Source organism: Neorhizobium sp. NPDC001467 (assembly GCF_050275975.1).
Taxonomy (GTDB): domain Bacteria; phylum Pseudomonadota; class Alphaproteobacteria; order Rhizobiales; family Rhizobiaceae; genus Neorhizobium.
Genome location: NZ_JBNNPS010000011.1, coordinates 31,076 through 53,159 on the forward strand (window position 1 = coordinate 31,076; position 22,084 = coordinate 53,159).

Genomic DNA, 22,084 nt, shown 5'->3' on the forward strand with positions numbered 1-22,084 from the left:
AGCGGCAGTGTCGCATTTTAGCGAACCGTCGTTTCTCTGCGTTTTTTCAGGATATTGACGTGATTTCCATGCTTCTCGTGGCCCTCGGCGGAGCTGCCGGCTCGGTGCTTCGATACCTTGCCGGGGTCGGGGCGGTCCGCCTGTTCGGCCCGGGCCTGCCCTGGGGAACGCTCTTCATCAATGTCGCGGGGTCGCTGGCCATCGGCCTTTTTGTCGAAACGATCCTGCGGCGGTTCGGCGGTTCGGCGGAAATGCGGCTTCTGCTGGTGACCGGGCTTTGCGGCGGGTTCACCACATTTTCGTCCTTCTCGCTGGACGTTGTCGGTCTCGTGGAACGCGGATCGCTGGCGCCTGCGCTGGCTTATGTCCTTGCCAGCGTCCTTTTGTCGATCGGTGCCACATTTGTCGGCCTCATCATCGGCCGCATGGCGTTTTGAGCGCGACGCGGTCGATTTGCACTTCCGTTAGGCCCGTCTGATGCTCTAAAGGCTGGCACAAAGGCCGTTTGAGCCGCAAGAATAATAGAAAGAGTTCCGATGGCAGGCATCGAGCATATCTCCGTCGAGGCGGACGAAGCGGGCATGCGCCTCGACCGCTGGTTCAAGATCCATTATCCGGGCCTCGGTTTCGGGCCGCTGCAAAAGCTGCTGCGATCCGGTCAGGTGCGCGTCGATGGTGGTCGTGTGAAGACTGATACGCGGGTGCAGCCGGGCCAGGTGGTGCGCGTGCCGCCGATGGAGACGGATGCCAAGAAGGGGCCGATTGCCGGCAAGGATCTGAAACACGGCAGCGATTTCGAACTTCTGCAGCGCATGGTGCTGCATGAGGACGACAAGGTGATCGTGCTGAACAAACCCGCCGGGCTTGCCGTGCAGGGCGGCTCAGGCGTGACGCGCCATATCGACCAGATGCTGGACGCCTGGACCAACCAGAAGGGCGAGAAGCCACGTCTGGTGCATCGTCTTGACCGCGACACGTCCGGCGTGCTGGTGATCGCGCGCACACGAGGCGCCGCACAGAAACTGACGGCAGCTTTCCGCGAACGCGACACCAAGAAGACCTACTGGTCGCTGGTGAAGGGTGTTCCGCGCAAGCGCTCCGACAAGCTCTCGACCTGGCTGGTCAAGGAACAAACGCCGGATGGCGACCGCATGCGCATCGCAAAACATGGCGAGGAGGGCGCCGACCACGCGGTCTCCTATTACCGCGTGCTGGAAACAGCGGCGCAATCGCTTTCCTGGCTGGAAATGGAGCCCTATACCGGCCGTACCCACCAGTTGCGCGTGCATGCGTTGCATATCGGGCATCCGATCATCGGCGACCCGAAATATTTCGATGACGACATCAACTGGCCGTTCCCGGGTGGGATACAGAAGAAGCTGCATCTGCATGCGCGCCATATCGACATCCCGCATCCCGCGGGCGGGCGTCTGTGGGTGACCGCGCCTCTGCCGCCGCATATGGTTCAAAGCTGGAACCTGCTCGGTTTCGACATGGAAAACGGTGCGCGGGACGACGAGGAATGAAGCTTGTCCTTTTCGATTGCGACGGCACGCTGGTCGATAGCGCCGGTCTGATCCACGAGACCATGCGCCGAACCTTTATCGCCTTCGGCAAGCCTGAGCCGTCATTTGCGGAAACCAAGTCCATCATCGGCTTGACGCTCGATATCGCCATTGCGCGCATGCAGGGCAAGCAGCATGCCGATGAAGAAGCCGTGGCGATGATGGCACATTACAAATCACTGTTTTCCGTCGTGCGCGGCGACCTCGATTTCAAGGAGCCGCTGTTCGACGGTATACGCGAACTGATAGACACTATTGGGCCACGCGATGACCTATTGATCGGTGCAGTGACGGGCAAATCCCGTCGTGGCCTCGATCTCGTCATGGAGACGCATGGGTTCGGACAATATTTCGTCGTTGGTCGTACTGCCGACGATTGCCCCTCAAAGCCGCATCCCGCCATGGTGACCGAATGCTGTGACGTGATGGGCGTCAAACCTGCCGACACCCTTGTCATCGGCGATGCCATTTACGATATGCAGATGGCAAAGGCCGCAGGTGCCACCGCGATCGGCGTTTCCTGGGGCTATTGCGTCGTGCCCGAACTGATCGCTGCCGGCGCTGACCACATCGTCCACCATCCCCGCGAATTGCTGCCGCTGATCGGCTGAGGTTTATATGCGCGACATTCTTTCCGACACGAATATCGAACTCAGCCACGAAGATCCGACGCGCCGGGCACAGATCCAGATGCAAAAGCCGCTGCCGAAGCGGTTTTACAAGGATGTGACGGTTGCCGCTTCCGAAGATGGTCATGCCATCCATCTCGATGGTCGCGCCGTCAAGACGCCGGCAAAAAACCAGCTTGTGGCGCCGACGACAGCTTTGGCTGAGTTGTTGCGGAGCGAATGGGATGCGCAGACGGAGGTGGTTAATCCGGCGACCATGCCAATTACCCGTCTCGTCAATACCGCGATCGACGGCATCGCCAGCGATCCGCAGGCGGTGGTGGAGGACATGCTGCGTTTTTCTGCAAGCGACGCGCTCTGCTATCGCGCCGACGAGCCGGAGGGTCTGGTCGAGCGCCAGCGCAGACTGTGGGATCCTGTCCTAGATTGGGCGGCCGAGGAACTGGGCGCGCGCTTCGTGCTGATCGAAGGCATCATGCCGCAGGAACAGCCGCCAGCAGCAATCGCCGCGTTTGGCGCGCGGTTGCGCAATCACCAAAGCCCTATTGCTCTTGCGGCACTGCACACGATCACCGCGCTCACCGGTTCGGCCATTCTTGCGCTCGCCTTCGCCGAAGGGCGGCTATCCTTGGACGAGACCTGGGCACTCGCCCATCTCGAGGAGGACTGGACGATCGAGCACTGGGGCACCGATGAAGAGGCGGAGGCGCGCCGTGCGCATCGCTACGAAGACATGAAAGCAGCCGCGTTAAGTGTCGTCGCTCTGAATTCGGCGCCGGAAGCTTCCGCCGTTTAACCGAATTCTAACCGTGTCAGCGGATCATGTTGGGGCGTCGTCATACGGGCCCTGTATCCATGTTCCGCTCCGCCTGCCGTCTTCTCATCCTTGCCGCCTCCACGCTGCCGCTGATGGCGTTCAGCATTAAAACAGTGGAAAATCCGCGCGCCAGCGGCCCGTTCTATGACGTGCGCGGATCCTTCGTGGCGGCCAAGCCGGATATTCCAGCAGCGCTTGTCGCCGGCACGGACCGCCGCGTCGATGCCGCCATTCGCGCGACCGTGCGCAGCCTGTCGCTGCCGCGTGCGATCCTGACCGTGCGTATTATCCGGGCAGGGGGTTTGCCGATCCTGTTCGGAAACCGCCACGAGGCCAAGGTGACCGTTGACGCGACATCGGTCAGCACCGGTGAGCGGATCGCCAGCGCAACCTTTACGGTTTCGGCAACGGTATTTGGCCGCGATACGAACGTGCAAGACGCTTTGGCGGCAAAGATCGCCGACCGGGTGGCTGCCGAATTCAAACTTGATGGTGGGCGCCCGACCACCATCGCCTCAGCGCTTTCCGGCGGCTGAAGTCACGAAGGCGCGACCGCCTTCCAAACCAATTGATCTCACGGCAATTTCGTTCAAATTTGCGCCTGCCGATTATGGCGGGGCGCCCTTGAGGCGATTCTTGTTTAGGAGTGGGATCACATGCAGTTTTTCGACAGTTTGGGGCGTTACCGCCCGCAGGCGCTTGCCGTGTTGCGCATCATGGCGGCACTTCTCTTCATCGAACATGGCACGATGAAGCTGTTCGGCTTTCCGGCGCCGATGGGCGAGGGCTCCCTGCCGCCGCTCATCCTCTTTGCGGGTATTCTTGAAGTCTTCGGCGGTCTGTTGATCGCGATTGGTCTTTTCACACGGCCCGTCGCCTTCATTCTTTCAGGTCAGATGGCCTTTGCCTATTTTATGGGGCACGCCGGCAAGTCCTTCTGGCCGGCGATGAACGGCGGCGACGCCGCTATCCTGTTCTGCTTCGTTTTCCTGTATTTCGTCTTTTCCGGCCCAGGTGCCTGGTCTGTTGACAAGCGCTGAATAACAGAACGCCCGTGCTGGTCGCGCGGGCGTTTCGATACGGAACGGTGATCCGGGATCAGCCCAGACGCTCGGCATGCCAGCGCAGGTGGTCGTCCATGAAGGTCGAAATAAAGTAATAGGAGTGGTCGTAGCGCTCATGCATGCGCAGCGTCAGGCCGATATCGGTCCCCTTGACGGCGTCTTCGAACAGCCATGGACGCAGGCCGTTTTCCAGAAAGCTGTCGGCCTTGCCCTGATCGATCAGGAATTCGGGAAAACGTGCGCCATCCCTGACCAGCGCGCAGGCATCATATTCACGCCACGCGGCCTGATCGGGGCCGAGATATTTTTCAAGCGCCGGGGCAGACCAGTCCGCGGTCGACGGTTCGACGATCGGTGCGAAGGCGGAGCAGCTTCTGAAGCGGTCCGGATTCTTCAGCGCGATCGTCATTGCGCCATGGCCGCCCATGGAATGGCCGAAAATGCCCTGACGGGTCATGTCCATGCGAAAATGCTGGCTGGCAAAATTGGGCAGCTCCTCGGTGATGTAGGTGTACATCTGGTAGTGTTCGGCCCAGGGCTTCTGCGTGGCGTCGAGATAGAAGCCGGCGCCTTTGCCCATCTGCCAGTTGGTCAGCTCGTCGGCGACGTCATTGCCTCGCGGGCTGGTGTCAGGGCAGACGATGATGAGGCCGAGCTCGGCGGCGAGCCGCCGGTATTCGCCCTTTTCCATGACATTGGCATGGGTGCAGGTGAGGCCGGAGAGGTACCAGAGAACAGGGCGTGGCTCGGTAATCGCCTGCGGCGGCACGAAGACGGCGAAGGTCATCTCGCATTTCAAGGCTTCGGACTGATGGGCGAAGACGCCCTGCATGCCACCAAAGGCGGTGTTCTGGGAGAGAACCTTCATCAACGGGCTCCTTGTGTGGGTTTCATAATGGATAACCGAGTAACAGCGTCGACCGTCGCGGCTATCAGGCGCAAGCGGAAAAGGAAAGGCGCGCCAGTCTTCACGGGTCTGCATTGGCGTCAGCCGACAGCGGCAGCCGCGGCGGAGCACCGGGCCCCGCCTTTTCAGCTTGCCGCCTTGGCGCGCCTGCACAATCTGTCGAGCGTCTCAAGGAAGCTGGAGCGGTCGCGCGGCGAAAAGGCGGCATTATATCCCTTGCTTTCGCCGGTTTCGCGCAGATGCTGGCCGAGATCGCGCATCGCGCTGGCCATCCCGATATTGCTTTCGTCGAAAACGCGACCGGTTGGACCGGTAACGAGCGCGCCGCGTGCGACGCAGCGAACGGCAAGCGGCACGTCGGCGGTGATAACGATGTCGTTCGTCCCGGCGCGTTCGGCGATCCAGTCGTCGGCGGCATCGAAGCTTGCCGAAACGATGACGATTTTCACCATCGGATCGCGCGAGGGGCGAAGCCCCGAATTGGCGACCAGTGTCACTTCCAGGCCATGGCGTTCAGCCACTTTGAGGATCTCCGGCTTCACCGGACAGGCATCGGCATCGACATAGATTTGCGGCATGGGCTCGCTCGCTGAGTTTCTCATGCGGGTTTTAGCTGTTTTTCGGTGCCGTTAGCGCAGCGGGGGTTGGCGCACCATGTCCACATGCGGAATGCCATCTTCCACATACTCTTGCGAGGTGCGCACGAAGCCGAACGAACCGTAGAATTTCTGCAGATGCGCCTGCGCCGAGATCTCGATCGCCTCACCGGGGTAGATGTTTTCGCATTCGACGATCGCCTCGCGCATCAGCGCTTCGCCGACCCGCTTGCCCCGATGGCCGGGGGAGACCGCAACGCGACCGATGCGCGGGAGGACATCCGGCGACGGCCGCCAAAGGCGGGCGCAAGCCAAAAGGTCCGTACCTTCAAGCAGGCGAAGATGCAGGCAATCCAGATCGTTGCCATCGAGTTCGGGATAGGCGCAGTCCTGCTCGACGACAAACACGTCTACGCGCATCTTCAGCATCGCGTACAGATCGACTGCGGCGAAGTCTTCCAGCCGCCGCACGTCTGTTGTGTAGGCGGGCATGCTGGTCAATAGACCACCACGCCGCGGATGCTTTCGCCCGAATGCATCAGTTCAAACCCCTTGTTGATATCCTCGAGCGGCATCGTATGGGTAATCATCGGATCGATGTGGATCTTGCCGTCCATATACCAGTCGACGATTTTCGGCACGTCGGTGCGACCACGCGCGCCGCCAAAGGCAGTACCCATCCAGTTGCGGCCCGTTACCAGCTGGAAGGGACGGGTCGAGATTTCCTGGCCGGCTCCGGCAACGCCGATGATGACGGACTTGCCCCAACCGCGATGCGAGCTTTCCAGCGCCTGGCGCATGACTTTGGTGTTGCCAGTGCAATCGAACGTGTAATCGGCACCACCAATCAGGTCGTTGCCGCGCTTTGTCAGGTTGACGAGATAAGGGACGAGATCGTCGCCGACTTCCTTCGGGTTGACGAAATGCGTCATGCCGAACTTTTCGCCCCAGGCCTTGCGATCCGGGTTAGTGTCGACGCCGATGATCATGTCGGCCCCGGCGAGGCGAAGCCCCTGCAATACGTTGAGGCCAATGCCGCCCAGGCCGAAGACGATCGCGGTCGAGCCGATCTCGACCTCGGCAGTATTGATGACCGCGCCGATGCCGGTCGTCACGCCGCAGCCGATATAGCAGATCTTGTCGAAGGGTGCCTCGGGGTTGACCTTGGCAACCGCAATCTCGGGCAAGACCGTGTAGTTGGAAAAGGTCGAGCAGCCCATATAGTGGTGGATCTTGTCCTTGCCGATCGAAAAGCGGCTCGTTCCGTCCGGCATGACGCCCTGGCCCTGCGTCGAGCGGATCGAGGTGCACAGGTTTGTCTTGCGGCTGGTGCAGGAATAGCATTCGCGGCATTCAGGCGTGTAAAGCGGGATAACGTGATCGCCCTTCTTCACTGACGTGACACCGGGGCCGACATCGACGACGACGCCCGCACCTTCATGCCCGAGAATCGCCGGAAACAGCCCTTCGGGATCCGCGCCGGAAAGGGTGAAATCGTCGGTATGGCAGATCCCGGTCGCCTTGACCTCGATCAGCACCTCGCCGGCTTTGGGGCCTTCGAGCTGGACCGTCATCACTTCCAGTGGCTTGCCGGCCTGTATGGCAACTGCGGCGCGAACGTCCATCCTGTCAATCCCTCGCTATCTGTCGGAAACCCTTTGCATTCCGGCATGGTAAAGCACGCAAGCGCGCGCATGATCAAGGCTTGACAGGTCGCAATCTGCTGATTGCTCAGAGATTGATCAGTGGAACCTGCGGTGCGGCCGTGGCCGGAACGAGACCGGTGCGACGCGGGTCATCAAGAACTTCGACCATGATCTTGTAGGGCGTGAAGCCGGATCGCTTGTAGAAAGGCAAGGCGGCAGGCGAATCAAGATGGCATGTGTGAACCCAGAAACGATCGATCGGTCGCGCCCATGCTTTTTCGATTGCATGCGTCATCAGGAAGCGTCCGGCACCCTTGCCAACCGAATCCTCGACCAGGCCGAAATAGGCCAGCTCGCATTCGTGTTCGCGCCGGAAATCCAGCTCCAGAAGACCGATGCGGCGACCGGCATCCTTGAGGATATACACGGCAACGCGTGGATCGTTGAGGATGGAGGAAAGCTTCTCGTCGCTCATCATCAGGCGACCCGACCAAAGCCACTGGGCACCGACATTGCGGAAAAGTTCGCGGTATTCGTCCAGGTTCGGCTGGTGCCAGTGACGCAGGGTCAAGGCTTCGTCCGCGGAGATCAGGGGCAATTGCGGACGCTCGCGCATCTCAAGGCAGGTCACGACCGTGGCGATCGTGCCGGCTGGCATGTCGGAGTAACCGAGCGGGAGTATTGGATTATCTGTTTTCATGTGAACCAGCTGGAATTGGACCAATATTCGATGTCAATGCCTAGTCATTCCTGGAAAAGAATCTTGCAGGCAGTAATGACAGCATAGGAATGAATGGTAACGGCGGCGTAAAGGCCAAAGCCTGCCATCAGCCGTTCCGGTGCCGACATCGGGTCGAGTTCGTCGCGCAGGATATTGGTGCGGAACCCGATCAGGCTGATGAGCGTGACGACGGCAAGGCCGGCGACGAGTGCTGCAGCCGGAATGCCAATCTCGTAGCCGACCATGAGAACGATTAAGGTCAGCCCGAGGCTAGCAAGCACCTGAAGCCGGCCAGGAAAGACCTGCCGGATCACCTGGCCGCCGTCGAAGCGGGACATCGGCAGAAGATTAAGGAGGTTAAAGCCGCCGAGGATGAGCAGCAGGACGGCCGACGGCAAATGCAGGGCCACCGGTAGAATGCGCGCCTCCAAACCGGACGATGCGTGGACCAGCACGAGGACGGGAACGAGAAAGGCCGAAAGGCCGGCCCCCATCATCGCGCAGGTGGCGATCTCGAACCGGCTGCGATAGGGGCGCCCGCCAATGGCGATACCGCCCAACATTGGTACGAATATCAGCATGACCCGCTGATGCCCGAATGCGCGGTAGGCCGCGATATGACCGAGCTCGTGCAGGATGATGACGAGCGTGAGCAAAATCGAGATTGCCAGGCCGTTCCCGTTGAGACCGAAGAAGGGCCAGAGCATCAGCGTCGACAAGGCGGCCAGCGCGATCTGGGTGAGCGGGTGGGTAAACAGGCTGCCTTCTTGCCGCCTGCCAGTGTCGAGCCACGTTTCCAGGGCCGTCATCTCGCGACGCATGGCAAAGAAGCGGAACAGATAGAATGCCAGGCCGCGATAATGATCGCTGATGTTCAGTGTCAGCGTCGCACCGCCCGGCGCAGGCTCTATCCGGCGCTCTTCGTGAAACCGGCTCCAGAAACTATTGGCAAGCGTGCTGTCGGCAATGATGCGGCAAGAGGTGCTAACGACGCCATCTTCGGCTATGCTTTCCGTCAGGTCGCACAGCCGCCGCACGGGTTGTCCGCGCCGGTCGGGATAGCGCATGCTCAATTCGACCTGTCCGTCCGTCAGTCCGAGTGCCGGCCCATGGCGCACCGCGGTCACGTCAGGGCTCCAGTCGGTGAGGTTACCTTGTGGCCGCATGGCCTGCCACAGACGCCTGGGATCATGGGCGAAGCTGCGCCGAAGCGTGATGGTCCGCTGGCCAAGCGGCGCTGCCATCATCAGCCATAGAAGACCAATGTTGATCGATACCAGAAGGATGATGGAGACGGTCGTGGTCAAGGCATGTCACTCCGGCCTCGCGGCAGGCGCTATCGCGGTTGCACCATCCAGTAGCACCTTAATCTTCCGCTCCAGTTGAAGCGAAGGCAGGCATTTGATCGATTGGCTCGGTTCATCGGTTCATCGGTTCAGGCCGCCTGATGCGCCGAGTCCAGCAGTGCGTCGGGCGACGCCCGCAACCAGGGGGCTCGCGGACCGGGGTGCGGCGTCGCCAGTCGCAGTTGCAACGTGTCCGCCAATGCGTTCCAGCCTGCGTGGTGCACGCGCGGCTCGGCCATGGCGTCGATGGCCACCAGCACGTCACGCTCTCGCGGTGAAAGGGTCAGGCGGCCATTGTCGCAGGCGCTGCGCAGCACGCGCCAGAGGTAATGCAGATCGTCGATATCGACGCCCGGGTGACTGTTGGGGCGGCTGAGGCTGTAGGCCGAGCCGGCGTTCCGGTTCAGTCCAAGGCGCATCTGGTCCAGCATGAAGGCGGACAGACATTCGGGCGCCGAGCTTGCGATATCCAGGGCATGCAGGAGAATTTCGAGCTCCAGCGACGTGGCAACGACGCCATTGACCGAAAGCGTGGCAATCAGCCACTCGGCATTGGCTTCATCGAGCCAGCCACGCGGTTTCTGGCCGTGAACCGCGTAGGCCGCGATGCTTTCGACGAGGTAACAATCCCATTCAGTGCAGGAGCTGTCGCAGGCGCGATGGATCGCCAGAAGCAGGTGCACGTCTTCCTCTGTCCTGATCCCGTCGGAAAACGCATGTTTGCGCAGCATCAAAAGGTCGTCGACATCGAGTCGACGTTTCCCGGCGATGACACATGCCGGGAAAGAAAAGCGACCGTCGCTCATCTTTGTCTCCGTTTCATCATGAAACTGAGATGGAGCATAAACGTCAGAGGTTGAGAGGCCGACAATAAGCGCAGTTAACCGAATTCGTCCGACCGGCGTCTCATGAGGGCGGAGACTGTGCCAGTCTGACCCGCTCCCGCCAGATGATGAACAAGCCCGAAGCAACGATGATGGCGATGCCGAGCCATTTCGATACAGTCGGGAATTCGTCGAACAGCGCATAGCCGAGCACGGTTGCCGAAATGATTTCGAAATACTGGAACGGGGCGAGCAGCGATAGCGGCGCAAGGCGAAACGCCCTGACGACGACAAGATGAATGTATCCGGAAATGGCGCCGAGGAGGGCGAGAAGGACGATGCCGCGACCCGAAGCCGGCAGGGCGATTTCGAAATTCTGGACGTCCATTCCGCTGCCGAGAGCGAGTGCCGCCGCGCAGAACAGCGTGCCGCCGAGGCCCGCAAATGTCTGCATCGCAAGAGGACTGTCGCCATCGCCCAAGGCCCGGTTCATGAAAAGGTAGATGGTGAAGAGAAAGGCGCAGGCGATAGGCAAGAGGGCGGTTGCGCCGAAGATCGCGTAGCTCGGCTGAATGACGATCATGGCGCCCGAAAAGCCAACGGCAATCGCCGTCCAGCGACGCCAGCCGACGCTGTCGCCGAGAAAGACGGCGGACATCAAGGTCAGCATGAAGGGTTCGACAAAATAGATGGCGAAGACATCGGCGAGCGGCATGTATTTGACCGCGACGAAGAACATCAGGCTTGCCGCACCGTGGACCGCGCCGCGCAAGAGGTTCATCCATGGCCGCTTGACCGCCCATCGGCCACGCGTGGCATAGACCATTGCCGGCAACAGCGCTGCGAACTGGAAGAAGAAGCGGTAGAACGTCACCTGCGCCGGGGACATGGTCTCGACCGTGGCCATGAACTTGGCGATCGCATCCATGATCGGCAGAACGAGCATGCAGCTCGCCATCAGGGCCATGCCCTTCACGGGATTATCGGCGGGCGGTGAAGTCATCGTGTGGCCTTTGATCCGGCGATCATTCTGTGGAGCAGCGGATGCGCGCTACCGTAAGCGATGGGGGCGCAAGTCAGGCCGTACCGATTCCGGCCCTTTCGCAGGCGGCGCGCAGGGCCTGAGAAACGGCCGCGAATTTTTCCGCCTGCCAGCTGTAATAGTCGTGCGCCAGAACCGGCGAAATCCAGCCTTCGCCGCGATTGGTATTGCCGTGCCAGCCGATCAGCCCCTGTGCCTTGGCCCGTGCAAACAATCGTACCGCGTGAGTGGTCGACACGACATAACGTTTGGCTATTTCCGTTGCCGATACATTACCGATGTGGATCGGTTCGCTGCCGAGTTCGCCGCGCGGTACGCGGGCCACAAGATCATGGATGATGCTGCTGCCCGAGTCGGACTTGGTGAAGCCGGCAATCGTTTCCGGCGGATTGCGCCATTTCGAATTGTGCAGGAGGAGGCGTGCAAATTGCGGCTGGGCGAGATGCAGAAGGCGCGGATGCGCAGCAAGAAGGGCCGCCCGACCGCCGCCATCCATGCGGTCGAGCCCCCGGGCATGCGTATCGAAATAAAAGCGGATTAGCTGCTCGGTATCCGCCGTCGCCCGAAACGCGCGGCTGCGACGATCGCCTTCGTCCACCGGTTCGACGAACTTGTAGTGGCGCATCTCGACCAGAAAGGCGAGCACGGTATTTTTGCTGGCGGCCGGGGTGTCCTCGAAGAAGCGCAGCAGATTGGTCGCAGTGATGCCGGGCTTTGCCGGATCAAGCGTATGTTCCAGATGCAGGGCCATGGCCGCGTGGCTGAGCATGAAGCGCTGGATGTCCGCGACATATCTGACGCGCTTGGGCAGAAGGCGGTGCGCTTCCAGGAGTTCGGTCGCGGTCAGGGCCTGACCATCGCGAAAATGCGGCATGACAGCCAGCTGATGCGGCTGATAGCTGCGTGCCGCCTCACGCGTCGTTCCATCCTGAGCAGGCGCGGCATTGGTGGCAGGCATGACAATCCCAAGCGATCAATGGCCTTTGCCGTATTCCGAAATGCTGCCGGCAAAGTTGCAGCTTTGGGACAAGGTGGCCAGCATCCGCTGGTCGCATCGCGGCAATATCGCGAAACCCGCCCCAGCTCACAATAGAGCATTAAAAAACCCCGTCAAACCATATGGCTTGCGGGGGTTTCTTAATTTTGGTGCGGTCGAGAAGACTCGAACTTCCACGGGTTGCCCCACAGCGACCTCAACGCTGCGCGTCTACCAATTCCGCCACGACCGCATCGTGGTAGAGGCCGACTTGCGCCGGCGAGGGAGCATTTAGCAAAAGGATTTTGCGGGCACAAGAGGACCGTGACAGATTTTTGAAGATAAAATCCGCCTGTAAATTCCTATATGGAGATGATAGGGCAAAACTCCCGGCGGCACAGGGGTTATGCCTGTCAACGCCGCGAAAATAATGGATAAAAATATGTCGACGCGTACAGATCTCGATCTTTCGATGTTGCCCCAATCAGGATCTCGCGCTGTTCGCTGGCGTATTTCCGACTGTCCCGTCGGTTATCAGGAAGCCGTTGCCGAAATGGAGCGAGAAGTGGCGGCGATCGCGCAGGGAGAAGCGGACGAGCTCGTCTGGTTGCTCGAGCATCCGTCGCTCTATACGGCTGGAACCAGCGCCCAAGCGACCGATCTGATCGAACCCGACCGATTTCCGGTGTTTGCGACCGGTCGGGGCGGGGAATACACCTATCACGGTCCGGGACAGCGCGTGGCCTATGTCATGCTCGACCTCAAGCGTCGGCGACCGGACGTGCGCGCCTATGTGGCAGCACTCGAAGAGGTCGTCATCCGTACGCTCGATTCGATGAATGTACGCGGCGAGCGGCGAGAGGATCGCGTTGGCGTGTGGGTGAAGCGGCCGGAAAAGCCGGTTCTGGCGGACGGTAGCGTGGCGGAAGACAAGATCGCCGCCTTCGGCATCCGCTTGCGCCGCTGGGTGAGCTTTCACGGGCTCGCACTCAACGTTGAGCCCGATCTTTCCCATTTCGGCGGGATCGTGCCATGCGGCATTAGCGGCTACGGCGTCACCAGTCTGGTCGATCTCGGTCTGCCGGTAATGATGGCGGACGTGGATATCCGTCTGCGCGAGGCTTTCGAAAGCGTTTTCGGCGACACGGTTTCGGAAACGCCGCCACTGACGTACGCTCCGTAACCTTTCCGGCCCGGCAGGAAACCGGGCCGAGATCGTTCAAAGCGTCTGCGCGGCGTTGATAGACGAAACGAATCGTTTCGTGCGCTCCTGCGCCGGGTTACGGAACACCTGTGCGGCCTCGCCGGTTTCGACGACCTGACCCGCTTCGAGAAACACCACCAGATTGGCAACCTGGGAGGCGAGGCGCAGGTCGTGCGTGGCCATGACCATGGTGGTACCCTCCCTGGCCAGCGTACCCAGTACATCGATCACCTCGGCCGACAGTTCCGGATCGAGCGCGGATGTCGGTTCGTCGCAGAGCAGGACCTTAGGCGAGGGCGCCAGCGCCCGGGCGATCGCTACACGCTGCTGCTGGCCGCCGGAAAGGTTGGCAGGCCAGGCATCGGCCTTGTGTTCCATGCCGACTTTTTCCAACAGTTCCATCGCGCGGGCCTTCGCCTTTTCCCGTGGCCATTTCTGCACGACGAGCAAGCCTTCCATGACGTTCTCGATCGCGGTGCGATGGGGGAAGAGTTGGAAATTCTGGAACACCATGCCGGTCTGGCTGCGCAGCTTCTGCACCGAGGACCAAGCGGCTTTCTTGTCGGGAGAAAATGTTGCGACGTCGTTGCCGATGCGCACGGCGCCGGCTGTCGGCTGTTCCAGGAGATTGATACAGCGGAGCAGGGTGCTCTTGCCGCCGCCGGACGGGCCGACAAGGGCGGTCACGCTGCCTTCGGGAAAGGTCAGCGAAATGTCCTTGAGAATAACGGCATCGCCGAATCTCTTCTCGATATGGGAAAGCTCGATCATCGATTGGCCTCCAGCATGCCGCCGTAACGCGCAAAGCGGACTTCCAGCCGCGATTGCAGATGAGAGAGCACGGAACTCATCACCAGATAGATGAGGGCGGCCTCGATGTAGAGGATCAGCGGCTCATAGGTAGTGGCAACGATCCTTTGCGCCGACTGAAACAGTTCCGGCACGGTGATAGCGGCGGCAAGCGAGGTATCCTTCACCAGCGAGATGAACGTGTTGGCAAGCGGCGGTACCGAGACACGGCCGGCCTGCGGCAGGATGGTTCGGCGCATGGCCTGGGACCAGTTCATGGCGGTGGAATAGGCTGCTTCCCATTGGCCCTTGGGCACCGAAGAAATGGCAGCGCGTATGATCTCGGACGTATAGGCGCCGATATTGAGCGTGAAGCCGATCAGGGCGGCCGGAAAGGCGTCCAGTAGAATGCCGACGCTCGGCAGGCCGTAAAAGATCACGAAGAGCTGCACGAGAAGCGGCGTGCCGCGGATGATCCAGACATAGAAACGAGCGATGGCCGCGACCGGCATCGGCCCGAACAGGCGCGCGACGGCCGTCAGGAGGCCAAGCGCCAGACCCAGCGTGAAGGACAGGAGTGTCAGCGGAACGGTGAATTTCAAACCGGCCCAGAGCAGGGTCGGCAGAGAATCCAGCATCAGTTGAAGCCAGTGCGGCACGGCGAAACCTCAAAAATACGACGCCCGGCGAAAATCGCCGGGCGTGTGCGAAACGGATAATGACGCAATTTTCGTCGGCGCGACAGACCGTTTACCTAGGTCAATTACTTGGAAACGTCAGCGCCGAAATACTTGTCCGAAATCGCCTTGTAGGTGCCGTCGGTCTTGATGTCGGCGATCGCCTTGTTGATGGCGGCGACCAGCTCGTCATCGCCCTTGCGAACGATGATGCCGGAGTAATCGGCGTCGGGCTTTTCGGCGACGATCTTTACCGGTGCTTCTGGCTGCTTTTTCTTGAAATCGAGGAAAGACAGGCTGTCGTTGACGGTTGCGTCGGCGCGGCGGGTGAGAACCAGCTGGATCGACTGGTCGAAACCATCGGTGCCGACCAGTTCGGCGCCAGCGGCTTCGGCCAGCTTGCCAAAATTGCTGGTGAGCGACTGCGCCGACTTCTTGCCCTTCAGGTCTTCGAACGACTTGATCTCATCGTTGTTGTCGCGAACGATCAGCACGGCCTTGGAGGCGATATAGGGCTCGGAGAAGGCGTATTTCTGTTTGCGGGCCTCTGTGATGCCAACCTGGTTGATGACAGCATCGTAGCGCTTGACGTCGAGGCCGGCAATCAGGCCGTCCCACTTGCCTTCCACGAACTCGGCCTTGACGCCGAGCTTCTGGGCGACGGCCTCGCCGATTTCGACGTCGAAGCCGACGAGCTTGTTGGCGGCATCGTGGAAAGTGAAGGGCGCGTAGGTGCCCTCGGTGCCGATCTTGATCACGCCGGCGGCCTTGATCTGGTCGAGGTTCTCACCGGCGAGCGACGGCGTGATGGCGACGGCCTGAAGCACGGCGACGGCGGTGATGGTTTTCAGCCAGTTCATGATCTTTCCTCTTCAGTCATCCGGCAAAGGCGCCGGGAATGTTCGATGGCGTGTTATCTAGGAAAACTTTTCGGTTTACAGGAGAGGAAAGCGCAAAAAAATCAGGCAGGTGAAAATATTTTGCTCATTTCCATCGCGTCTTAAGATTCTTGCATGAAAGAGGCTGCAGAAAGGGACCCACCAGCTGCCGTTGAAGTCAAAAAAACAACCCGCCGTCATCCTTGGGCTTGTCCCGAGGATCTGCTGCGGAATGATATTGCTGGCGTGGTCAGATCCTCGGGGACGAGCCCGGGGATGACGGCAACAGTAATGTCGGCGGCTCGATGGCCGCGCGTCGTACGCGTTCCCGGCTGTTTAGACCGACCGCGTCAAGCCACCATCGACCTTGAGGTTCTGGCCGGTGATGTACCCGGCACCCTCTGAGGCAAGAAAGGCGACAGTCGCCGCGATCTCGTCGCTGGTGCCATAGCGTTTCATCGGCACGCTATGGCGGCGCTCTTCGGTGGCCGGCAGGCTGTCGATCCATCCGGGCAGGACGTTGTTCATGCGGATATTGTCGGCCGCATAGGTGTCTGCAAAAATCTTGGTGTAGGCCGCAAGACCGGCCCGGAACACCGCCGATGTGGGAAACATTGCGGCCGGCTCGAATGCCCAGGCGGTGGAGATATTGACGATTGCGCCGGATTGCTGGGCCTGCATGATGGGTGCTACCAGGCGCACCGGCCGGATGACATTCATGAGATAAACGTCGAGGCCCGTATGCCATTGATCGTCGGTGATCTCGATGATCTGAGCACGCGGGCCGTGCCCGGCGCTGTTGACCAGAACATCGATGCGGCCCCATTTGTCCATTACCGTCTCCACGAGGCGGTTAAGGTCGCCATTCGATTGATTGGAGCCGGTGAAGCCCAGGCCGCCCAGTTCTGAAGCCAGCGTCTCGCCCTTGCCGGAGGAGGAGAGGATGGCGACCTTGAAACCGTCCGCAGCCAGACGCTTGGCGCTTGCCGCCCCCATGCCACTGCCGCCGGCGGTGATGATTGCTACCTTTTCCGTCGCCATGTGTCTCTCCTCATCACCAAGTGCCGTTCACACTCTGCATGTCGGATGGAACCTAGCACCGCTTTTGCGGTCGGGCGAGCGCCTAAGATTGTCAGCGCTTGCAGAAAAACTGAAGGGCAAAATGCAAAAAAGGGCCGCCCTTACGGACGGCCCTTCGGATGATGACGTTTCCCTGCCGATCTTACGGCCTGGCGGGAATGACGCCCTTGCCGGTTTCTGTTTCATCAGTTTCGTCGGCGATCATGGCCTTGCCGTGGCGCTTGCGCCAGTCGCCAAGGAACAGCAGGATCGGCGCGGCGATGAACACGGAAGAAAGGGCTGCGACCGCAATGCCGAATACCATCGGGATGGCGAAGCTGGAGACGGCGCTGCCGCCCCAGATCGCCATCGGCAACAGCGACAGGAAGGCTGTGGCCGAGGTGTAGAGGCTTCGCGCGAGCGTCTCGTTGATCGACTTGTCGATCAGGTCACGCAGCGGCATCTTCTTATAGAGGCGCATGTTCTCACGCATGCGGTCATAGACGACGACCTTGTCGTTCACCGAATAGCCGACCAGCGTCAGGACCGCGGCGATGGCGGTCAGGTTGAAGTCCAGACCGGTGATGGCGAAGAAGCCGACCGTCTTGGTGACGTCGAGGATCAAGGTGATCATCGCGCCGACCGCGAACGGCCATTCGAACCGTGCCCAGATATAGATGGTCATGGCCAGCGCTGCGAGGGTCAGCGACAGGAAGCCGGCGATCGCCAGTTCGCCCGACACTTTCGGGCCGACGACTTCGGTGCGCTCCACCTTGGCGGTCGCATCGATCTTCGTCACTTCGGCCTTCAGCTTCTCGACCGCGGCCGTCTGGGCCTGCTCGCCGCCTTCCTGGCGTTCGACGCGAACGAGGATCCGGTTGTTGGCGCCGAATTCCTGAAGCGCGACGTCCCCGAGGCCGAGTTCGTTGAGGCCCGTGCGGAACTTCGCCAGATCGGCTTCCTGCTGGGTCACGACTTCCATCTGGATGCCGCCCTGGAAGTCGACGCCGTAGTTCAGGCCGGGCTTGAAGAACAGCGCGACCGAGGCGATCGACAGGATGACCGAGATGCCGATACCGATGAAACGGCCCTTCATGAAGGCGATATTGGTGCCATCCGGGACGAGGTTGATCGGCAGGAGCGGCTTGATATTGATCGTCTTCAGTTTCTTGCGGGCTGTGATGGCGACCATCAGGACGCGCACGACCGAAACGGCCGTGAACATCGAGATCATGATGCCGAGACCCATGGTGACGGCAAAACCGCGAACCGGGCCGGAGCCGAACCAGAACAGCAGCACGGTCGCGATCAGCGCCGTGACGTTACTGTCGACAATAGTCGAATAGGCGCGGGCAAAGCCGGCATCGATGGCAGCAAAAGCGCTCTTGCCCTTGCGGGTTTCTTCCTTGATGCGCTCGTTGATGAGAACGTTGGCGTCGACAGCAAGGCCGATGCCGAGCACGATACCGGCGATGCCCGGCAAGGTCAGCGTCGATCCGATAAGCGTCAGGCCTGCAAACGTCAGGATGACGTTGATTGCCAGCGCGAAGTTGGCAAGGATCCCCCAGCTTCCGTAAAGGAAGAAGATGAAGGCGACGACCAGCGCAAAGCCGATAACGCCGGTGAAGATGCCCATTTCGATCGCGTCCGAGCCCAGATCGGCGCCGACGGTGCGTTCTTCAATGACGGTCAGCTTGGCGGGGAGCGAGCCGGCGCGCAGCAGGGCGCCAAGCGTGTTGGCTTCCTGTACGGAGAAATTCCCCGAGATCTGGCCCTGGCCGCCGGTGATCGGCGTCTGGATGACCGGCGCGCTCAGCACCTTGTTGTCGAGGACAATGGCGAAGGGCTTGCCGACATTGGCCTGGGTGATCTGCGCGAACCGGGCAGCACCGGTACTGTCGAAGCGGAAGGAAACGATCGGACGCTGGGTCTGCTGTTCGAAGGCGGCGCGGGCATCTGTCAAATGGTCGCCCGACAGTTCGACGCGGTCGAGCACCGGATATTGCTGGCCCTGTTCGTCCGGGATCATCGTGACGCCGGGTTCGCCCTGTGCGCCCAGAAGATGGAAGCTCATCTTGGCGGTGGAGCCGAGCAGCTGGCGCAGGCGCGAGGGATCCTGTTCACCGGGGAGCTGGACCAGAACGCGGTCCGAACCGACGCGCTGGATCGTCGGCTCGGCAACGCCGACCTGGTCGACGCGCTGGCGAATGATCTCAAGGCTCTGCTCTACGGCGTTGGCGATATACTGGTTGAGGCCAGCCTCGGTGTAGTTCAGCGTGATCGTGTTGTCGCGCGGGGTGGCGACATTGAGATCGCTTTGGCCAATGGCGGTCGCCAGGCTGATTGGATTAGCGAGCGTGCGCAGCTGGGTGGCTGCCTGATCGCGACTTGCCGGATCACGCAATGTGACGGTGATGCTGTCGCCGGTGCGGCGAATGGCCGAGGTTTCGATCTGTCCGTCACGCAAAACTCGACGGCTGTCCTGCATTAGGCTCTGCAGGCGCTCGTTGATCAGGTCGGCGCGGTCGACTTCCAGCACGAGGTGCGAGCCGCCGCGAAGGTCGAGGCCGAGCGAGACCTGCGTATGCGGAAGCCACGAGGGCAGGCGCGCCAACATGGCCGGCGAGAGGATGTTGGGCAACGCCACCAGCGTGCCGATGAAAATGATGGCGATATAGGTCGCCACCAGCCAGCGGGAATTTCTCATATGTGTGGTCCTGTTATGCGCAGGGCACCGTGAGTGCCTTCAGGAAGCGCGTGTTTTCAGTTCGTGTGCGATACAATCGTCACGAAAGGCGGGGCGGGCCACGCGCGGAGGCGAGGGCCGTGAACTGTGTTCGCTGCTGCTGGCCGGGGGCGGTCGTCGTGCACCAGACGCTGACAGGATGGGTCAGGCCATGGGGAGACGGAAGGATGCCGTCGGCGACCCCATGCCAGCCGGCTTTCTGCTTTTCCGAAACGGCCACAACCACGGCGAGGCGCGGCTGTTCGCGACTGGCGATCTGCAGCGTTTTGTCGCCGCCTTCACTGTCGAACAGCTGGCGATATTGCTGCAACATGGAATTCGCGGATTGGAAACCGGCGCCGGAAACGGCCGCGATCAGCAGAAAGACGACAAGCGTCGGCCAGCGCGTCAGGATGGCATAACCATCCGCGCGAAAGGACCGTGCAGCCTTCCTCGTCCTATGCATTCAAGCTCCGCTCGTGCTTTGAGGCATCTTCGTGCGGCGCCTGTTTAACTTTTGAGTAAGAAGGGGTCAATCGTCAATCAATGCCGCAACACAAGGCTTGCGGCATAATCCCTCGATCTTACGCGAGGCTGCTGTTTGCGAGCGCGGCAAAAGCCTTTGCTGAAAACACCGACAGCGGTTGCGGCAGATCGGACAGGTCAAACCAGCCCATCTCGGAAAGCTTGTCCGGCTCCGCCAATTGCGGTTCGCCGGAAAATTCCCGAGTGAGATAGATCAGCGAAATCCAGTGTTGGCGGTCTGCTTCGACCAGGGCTTCGACGGCACACAGGAACTCGACGGAACCGATGCTGAGGCCGGTTTCCTCCTGCGCTTCCCGGCGGGCTGCTTCAGAGGAATGCTCCATCTGATCGACCTTGCCGCCGACGATATTCCAGTAGCCTGCTTCCGGCGCCTTGACGCGCCGGTAAAGCAGCACCTTGCCTTCGGCATTCTGGATGACGAGGCCGCAGCCGACGCCTGGAAAATCAAGGCCGGGAGATGCCGTCATGGGAAACGGTTCAGGCCTTGCCAGCGATCAGCATGAAGGCCGGTATATCGTCGCCAAAGCCGACCGGGGTCGGGCCGTCGTCGTGATCGCGGTGGTGACGCTGACGGCGATTGTCGCGGTCGCGGTTATGATCGTCATTGGCCGGATAAGGCCGCGCATTGCGAGACCCGTTCTGGTGTCTGCGGGTGTCCTGCTTCTGCTCGGCGTTCACGGCTGGGATCCTTGTGGTTTCGGCAACGACGTCCTGCGGCTGGCCCGCATTGTCGGCGGTCTTGATGTCATCCGCATGACCGGTGGACGCACGGCCACCGCGTTCACGGCCGCGATCCTTGTCGCCACGGCCCCGGTCGCGTCCCTTGTCACGGGTCTTGTCGCGACCGCCGCGACTGCTCTCATGACTTTCCATCGGCGCGCCGAGTTCCGAAAGATCACCGGAAAGCCACTCGATCTTTTCGTTGATCAGCTTTTCGATGGCGTCGAGATACTTGCCGTCGGCCTTGGTGATGAGGGTAAACGCCTTGCCCGAGCGGCCGGCACGACCGGTGCGGCCGATACGGTGGACATAGTCTTCAGCATGGATCGGCACGTCGAAATTGAAGACGTGGCTGACATCCGGAATGTCGAGACCGCGCGCGGCGACGTCGGAGGCGACGAGCAGCTGGATATTGCCATCCTTGAAGTTGGCAAGCATCGTCATGCGCGAACGCTGATCCATGTCGCCATGCAGGGCGCCGACAGAAAAGCCGTGCCGGTCCAGCGAGCGGAACAGGTCGGCGACATCCTTCTTGCGATTGCAGAAGATGATGGCGTTCTTCAGGTCATCCTGCGCCTTGATAAGATCGCGCAGCACGGCGCGCTTCTCATAATCCTTGTGATGCGATGCAACGATGCGCTGCGTCACGGTCTTCGCTGTCGAGGACGGTTTTGCCACCTCGATGCGTTCCGGGTTCTGCAGGAAGCGGTCCGCCAGTTTCTGGATTTCCGGCGGCATGGTGGCCGAGAAGAACAGGGTCTGACGGGTGAACGGGATCATCTTGGCGATTCGTTCGATGTCCGGGATGAAGCCCATGTCGAGCATGCGGTCGGCTTCGTCGATGACGAAGACCTCGACGCCGGTCATCAACAGCTTGCCGCGCTCGCAGTGGTCGAGCAGGCGGCCCGGCGTACAGATTAGAACGTCTGCACCACGTTCCAGTTTGCGATCCTGTTCCTCGAAGGAAACGCCACCGATGAGGAGCGCGACGTTGAGCCTGTGATTCTTGCCGTATTTCTCGAAATTCTCGGCGACCTGAGCTGCGAGTTCACGGGTTGGCTCGAGAATCAGCGTGCGCGGCATGCGGGCACGGGCCCGACCCTTTTCCAGAATGGTCAGCATCGGCAGAACGAAAGACGCCGTCTTGCCCGTGCCGGTCTGCGCGATTCCAAGGATGTCGCGGCGCTGCAGGGCCGGCGGAATGGCGCCCGCCTGAATAGGTGTCGGCGTGGTGTAGCCCGCGTCGGTAACCGCGGAGAGAACTTTCTGGCTCAGGCCAAGATCAGCAAATGTCGTCAAAGGGAGGTTGTTTCCCGTTCCGGTTCGGTGCGAACGCGTGTGAGTCGGGTCTTA

General features: G+C 60.8%; 24 protein-coding genes and 1 tRNA gene. 7 read left to right on the forward strand and 18 right to left on the reverse strand.

What is annotated here, in order from left to right; translation table 11 throughout:
• Positions 1 to 59 precede the first annotated feature (59 nt).
• From crcB to ACQKKX_RS17955, 6 genes are all read left to right on the forward strand, one after another.
• The gene (gene crcB, locus ACQKKX_RS17930) at positions 60 to 437 is read left to right on the forward strand and encodes a fluoride efflux transporter CrcB (protein WP_427572570.1); all 378 of its coding nucleotides are present in this window, start codon (positions 60 to 62) and stop codon (positions 435 to 437) included.
• 99 nt (positions 438 to 536) lie between these two features.
• Positions 537 to 1,526: an RluA family pseudouridine synthase gene (locus tag ACQKKX_RS17935; protein WP_427572572.1), complete on the forward strand. Its 990-nt coding sequence runs from the start codon at positions 537 to 539 to the stop codon at positions 1,524 to 1,526.
• Entirely contained in the window at positions 1,523 to 2,176 is a 654-nt protein-coding gene (locus tag ACQKKX_RS17940) for an HAD-IA family hydrolase (protein WP_427572574.1), read from the forward strand. The genes ACQKKX_RS17935 and ACQKKX_RS17940 overlap by 4 nt, the downstream gene beginning before the upstream one ends.
• A 7-nt stretch (positions 2,177 to 2,183) precedes the next feature.
• Positions 2,184 to 2,990: an ATP12 family chaperone protein gene (locus ACQKKX_RS17945; RefSeq protein WP_427572576.1), complete on the forward strand. Its 807-nt coding sequence runs from the start codon at positions 2,184 to 2,186 to the stop codon at positions 2,988 to 2,990.
• Positions 2,991 to 3,049: 59 nt separating this feature from the next.
• Positions 3,050 to 3,547, forward strand: a complete 498-nt coding sequence (locus ACQKKX_RS17950) for a hypothetical protein (protein ID WP_427572578.1) — start codon at positions 3,050 to 3,052, stop codon at positions 3,545 to 3,547.
• Between the two features lie 120 nt (positions 3,548 to 3,667).
• The gene (locus ACQKKX_RS17955) at positions 3,668 to 4,051 is read left to right on the forward strand and encodes a DoxX family protein (RefSeq protein ID WP_427572580.1); all 384 of its coding nucleotides are present in this window, start codon (positions 3,668 to 3,670) and stop codon (positions 4,049 to 4,051) included.
• A gap of 58 nt (positions 4,052 to 4,109) precedes the next feature.
• Here ACQKKX_RS17955 and fghA read toward each other — a convergent pair whose 3' ends face one another.
• The 10 genes from fghA to ACQKKX_RS18005 form a co-directional block, all read right to left on the reverse strand.
• Positions 4,110 to 4,943 carry an S-formylglutathione hydrolase gene (gene fghA, locus ACQKKX_RS17960; protein WP_427572582.1) on the reverse strand — a complete coding sequence of 278 codons (834 nt, stop codon included), beginning with the start codon at positions 4,941 to 4,943 and terminating at the stop codon, positions 4,110 to 4,112.
• A 164-nt stretch (positions 4,944 to 5,107) separates the two neighbouring features.
• Positions 5,108 to 5,560: a YaiI/YqxD family protein gene (locus tag ACQKKX_RS17965; RefSeq protein ID WP_427572584.1), complete on the reverse strand. Its 453-nt coding sequence runs from the start codon at positions 5,558 to 5,560 to the stop codon at positions 5,108 to 5,110.
• 51 nt (positions 5,561 to 5,611) lie between these two features.
• Positions 5,612 to 6,070, reverse strand: a complete 459-nt coding sequence (locus ACQKKX_RS17970; protein WP_427572697.1) for a GNAT family N-acetyltransferase — start codon at positions 6,068 to 6,070, stop codon at positions 5,612 to 5,614.
• A 5-nt stretch (positions 6,071 to 6,075) separates the two neighbouring features.
• Positions 6,076 to 7,203, reverse strand: coding sequence for an S-(hydroxymethyl)glutathione dehydrogenase/class III alcohol dehydrogenase (locus ACQKKX_RS17975; protein ID WP_427572585.1), 1,128 nt, complete (start codon positions 7,201 to 7,203; stop codon positions 6,076 to 6,078).
• A 106-nt stretch (positions 7,204 to 7,309) separates the two neighbouring features.
• Positions 7,310 to 7,924, reverse strand: a complete 615-nt coding sequence (locus tag ACQKKX_RS17980; RefSeq protein ID WP_427572587.1) for a GNAT family N-acetyltransferase — start codon at positions 7,922 to 7,924, stop codon at positions 7,310 to 7,312.
• A 44-nt stretch (positions 7,925 to 7,968) separates the two neighbouring features.
• Entirely contained in the window at positions 7,969 to 9,252 is a 1,284-nt protein-coding gene (locus ACQKKX_RS17985; protein WP_427572588.1) for a hypothetical protein, read from the reverse strand.
• A gap of 128 nt (positions 9,253 to 9,380) precedes the next feature.
• Positions 9,381 to 10,097 carry a hypothetical protein gene (locus ACQKKX_RS17990; protein ID WP_427572590.1) on the reverse strand — a complete coding sequence of 239 codons (717 nt, stop codon included), beginning with the start codon at positions 10,095 to 10,097 and terminating at the stop codon, positions 9,381 to 9,383.
• Positions 10,098 to 10,197: 100 nt separating this feature from the next.
• Positions 10,198 to 11,118: a DMT family transporter gene (locus ACQKKX_RS17995; protein WP_427572591.1), complete on the reverse strand. Its 921-nt coding sequence runs from the start codon at positions 11,116 to 11,118 to the stop codon at positions 10,198 to 10,200.
• Between the two features lie 73 nt (positions 11,119 to 11,191).
• Positions 11,192 to 12,115 (reverse strand): hypothetical protein, encoded by a 924-nt coding sequence (locus ACQKKX_RS18000; RefSeq protein WP_427572593.1) that lies wholly within the window; start codon positions 12,113 to 12,115, stop codon positions 11,192 to 11,194.
• A 186-nt stretch (positions 12,116 to 12,301) separates the two neighbouring features.
• A tRNA-Leu gene (locus tag ACQKKX_RS18005) sits at positions 12,302 to 12,386 on the reverse strand.
• Between the two features lie 189 nt (positions 12,387 to 12,575).
• Between ACQKKX_RS18005 and lipB the strand changes: the two genes are divergently transcribed.
• Positions 12,576 to 13,316 (forward strand): lipoyl(octanoyl) transferase LipB, encoded by a 741-nt coding sequence (gene lipB / locus ACQKKX_RS18010; RefSeq protein WP_427572594.1) that lies wholly within the window; start codon positions 12,576 to 12,578, stop codon positions 13,314 to 13,316.
• A gap of 36 nt (positions 13,317 to 13,352) precedes the next feature.
• Here the strand turns inward: lipB and ACQKKX_RS18015 are convergent, their stop codons facing one another.
• The 8 genes from ACQKKX_RS18015 to ACQKKX_RS18050 all read right to left on the reverse strand — a co-directional run bounded on the left by ACQKKX_RS18015 (position 13,353) and on the right by ACQKKX_RS18050 (position 22,030).
• The gene (locus ACQKKX_RS18015; protein ID WP_427572595.1) at positions 13,353 to 14,108 is read right to left on the reverse strand and encodes an amino acid ABC transporter ATP-binding protein; all 756 of its coding nucleotides are present in this window, start codon (positions 14,106 to 14,108) and stop codon (positions 13,353 to 13,355) included.
• Complete coding sequence (locus ACQKKX_RS18020; RefSeq protein WP_427572597.1) at positions 14,105 to 14,785, reverse strand: amino acid ABC transporter permease; 681 nt, start codon at positions 14,783 to 14,785, stop codon at positions 14,105 to 14,107. Before ACQKKX_RS18020 ends, ACQKKX_RS18015 begins: the two co-directional genes overlap by 4 nt.
• Positions 14,786 to 14,889: 104 nt before the next feature.
• A complete protein-coding gene (locus ACQKKX_RS18025) occupies positions 14,890 to 15,663 on the reverse strand; it encodes an amino acid ABC transporter substrate-binding protein (protein ID WP_427572599.1) in 774 nt (257 codons plus the stop codon).
• A 354-nt stretch (positions 15,664 to 16,017) separates the two neighbouring features.
• Entirely contained in the window at positions 16,018 to 16,722 is a 705-nt protein-coding gene (locus ACQKKX_RS18030; protein WP_427572600.1) for an SDR family oxidoreductase, read from the reverse strand.
• 181 nt (positions 16,723 to 16,903) lie between these two features.
• Positions 16,904 to 19,447, reverse strand: coding sequence for a protein translocase subunit SecD (secD, locus tag ACQKKX_RS18035; protein WP_427572602.1), 2,544 nt, complete (start codon positions 19,445 to 19,447; stop codon positions 16,904 to 16,906).
• Positions 19,448 to 19,526: 79 nt separating this feature from the next.
• Complete coding sequence (locus ACQKKX_RS18040) at positions 19,527 to 19,931, reverse strand: hypothetical protein (protein ID WP_427572603.1); 405 nt, start codon at positions 19,929 to 19,931, stop codon at positions 19,527 to 19,529.
• 118 nt (positions 19,932 to 20,049) lie between these two features.
• A complete protein-coding gene (locus ACQKKX_RS18045) occupies positions 20,050 to 20,478 on the reverse strand; it encodes an NUDIX domain-containing protein (RefSeq protein ID WP_427572604.1) in 429 nt (142 codons plus the stop codon).
• A gap of 10 nt (positions 20,479 to 20,488) precedes the next feature.
• Positions 20,489 to 22,030, reverse strand: coding sequence for a DEAD/DEAH box helicase (locus ACQKKX_RS18050; protein WP_427572606.1), 1,542 nt, complete (start codon positions 22,028 to 22,030; stop codon positions 20,489 to 20,491).
• Between the last annotated feature and the right edge of the window lie 54 nt (positions 22,031 to 22,084).

Excerpts from the sequence above, each read along its gene's own strand:
- ACQKKX_RS17935 (WP_427572572.1), top strand. The coding sequence starts at position 537 with ATGGCAGGCATCGAGCATATCTCCGTCGAGGCGGACGAAGCGGGCATG.
- ACQKKX_RS17940 (WP_427572574.1), top strand. The coding sequence starts at position 1,523 with ATGAAGCTTGTCCTTTTCGATTGCGACGGCACGCTGGTCGATAGCGCC.
- ACQKKX_RS17945 (WP_427572576.1), top strand. The coding sequence starts at position 2,184 with ATGCGCGACATTCTTTCCGACACGAATATCGAACTCAGCCACGAAGAT.
- ACQKKX_RS17950 (WP_427572578.1), top strand. The coding sequence starts at position 3,050 with ATGTTCCGCTCCGCCTGCCGTCTTCTCATCCTTGCCGCCTCCACGCTG.
- ACQKKX_RS17955 (WP_427572580.1), top strand. The coding sequence starts at position 3,668 with ATGCAGTTTTTCGACAGTTTGGGGCGTTACCGCCCGCAGGCGCTTGCC.
- fghA (WP_427572582.1), bottom strand. The coding sequence starts at position 4,943 with ATGAAGGTTCTCTCCCAGAACACCGCCTTTGGTGGCATGCAGGGCGTC.
- ACQKKX_RS17965 (WP_427572584.1), bottom strand. The coding sequence starts at position 5,560 with ATGCCGCAAATCTATGTCGATGCCGATGCCTGTCCGGTGAAGCCGGAG.
- ACQKKX_RS17970 (WP_427572697.1), bottom strand. The coding sequence starts at position 6,070 with ATGCCCGCCTACACAACAGACGTGCGGCGGCTGGAAGACTTCGCCGCA.
- ACQKKX_RS17975 (WP_427572585.1), bottom strand. The coding sequence starts at position 7,203 with ATGGACGTTCGCGCCGCAGTTGCCATACAGGCCGGCAAGCCACTGGAA.
- ACQKKX_RS17980 (WP_427572587.1), bottom strand. The coding sequence starts at position 7,924 with ATGAAAACAGATAATCCAATACTCCCGCTCGGTTACTCCGACATGCCA.
- ACQKKX_RS17990 (WP_427572590.1), bottom strand. The coding sequence starts at position 10,097 with ATGAGCGACGGTCGCTTTTCTTTCCCGGCATGTGTCATCGCCGGGAAA.
- ACQKKX_RS17995 (WP_427572591.1), bottom strand. The coding sequence starts at position 11,118 with ATGACTTCACCGCCCGCCGATAATCCCGTGAAGGGCATGGCCCTGATG.
- ACQKKX_RS18000 (WP_427572593.1), bottom strand. The coding sequence starts at position 12,115 with ATGCCTGCCACCAATGCCGCGCCTGCTCAGGATGGAACGACGCGTGAG.
- lipB (WP_427572594.1), top strand. The coding sequence starts at position 12,576 with ATGTCGACGCGTACAGATCTCGATCTTTCGATGTTGCCCCAATCAGGA.
- ACQKKX_RS18015 (WP_427572595.1), bottom strand. The coding sequence starts at position 14,108 with ATGATCGAGCTTTCCCATATCGAGAAGAGATTCGGCGATGCCGTTATT.
- ACQKKX_RS18025 (WP_427572599.1), bottom strand. The coding sequence starts at position 15,663 with ATGAACTGGCTGAAAACCATCACCGCCGTCGCCGTGCTTCAGGCCGTC.
- ACQKKX_RS18030 (WP_427572600.1), bottom strand. The coding sequence starts at position 16,722 with ATGGCGACGGAAAAGGTAGCAATCATCACCGCCGGCGGCAGTGGCATG.
- secD (WP_427572602.1), bottom strand. The coding sequence starts at position 19,447 with ATGAGAAATTCCCGCTGGCTGGTGGCGACCTATATCGCCATCATTTTC.
- ACQKKX_RS18040 (WP_427572603.1), bottom strand. The coding sequence starts at position 19,931 with ATGCATAGGACGAGGAAGGCTGCACGGTCCTTTCGCGCGGATGGTTAT.
- ACQKKX_RS18045 (WP_427572604.1), bottom strand. The coding sequence starts at position 20,478 with ATGACGGCATCTCCCGGCCTTGATTTTCCAGGCGTCGGCTGCGGCCTC.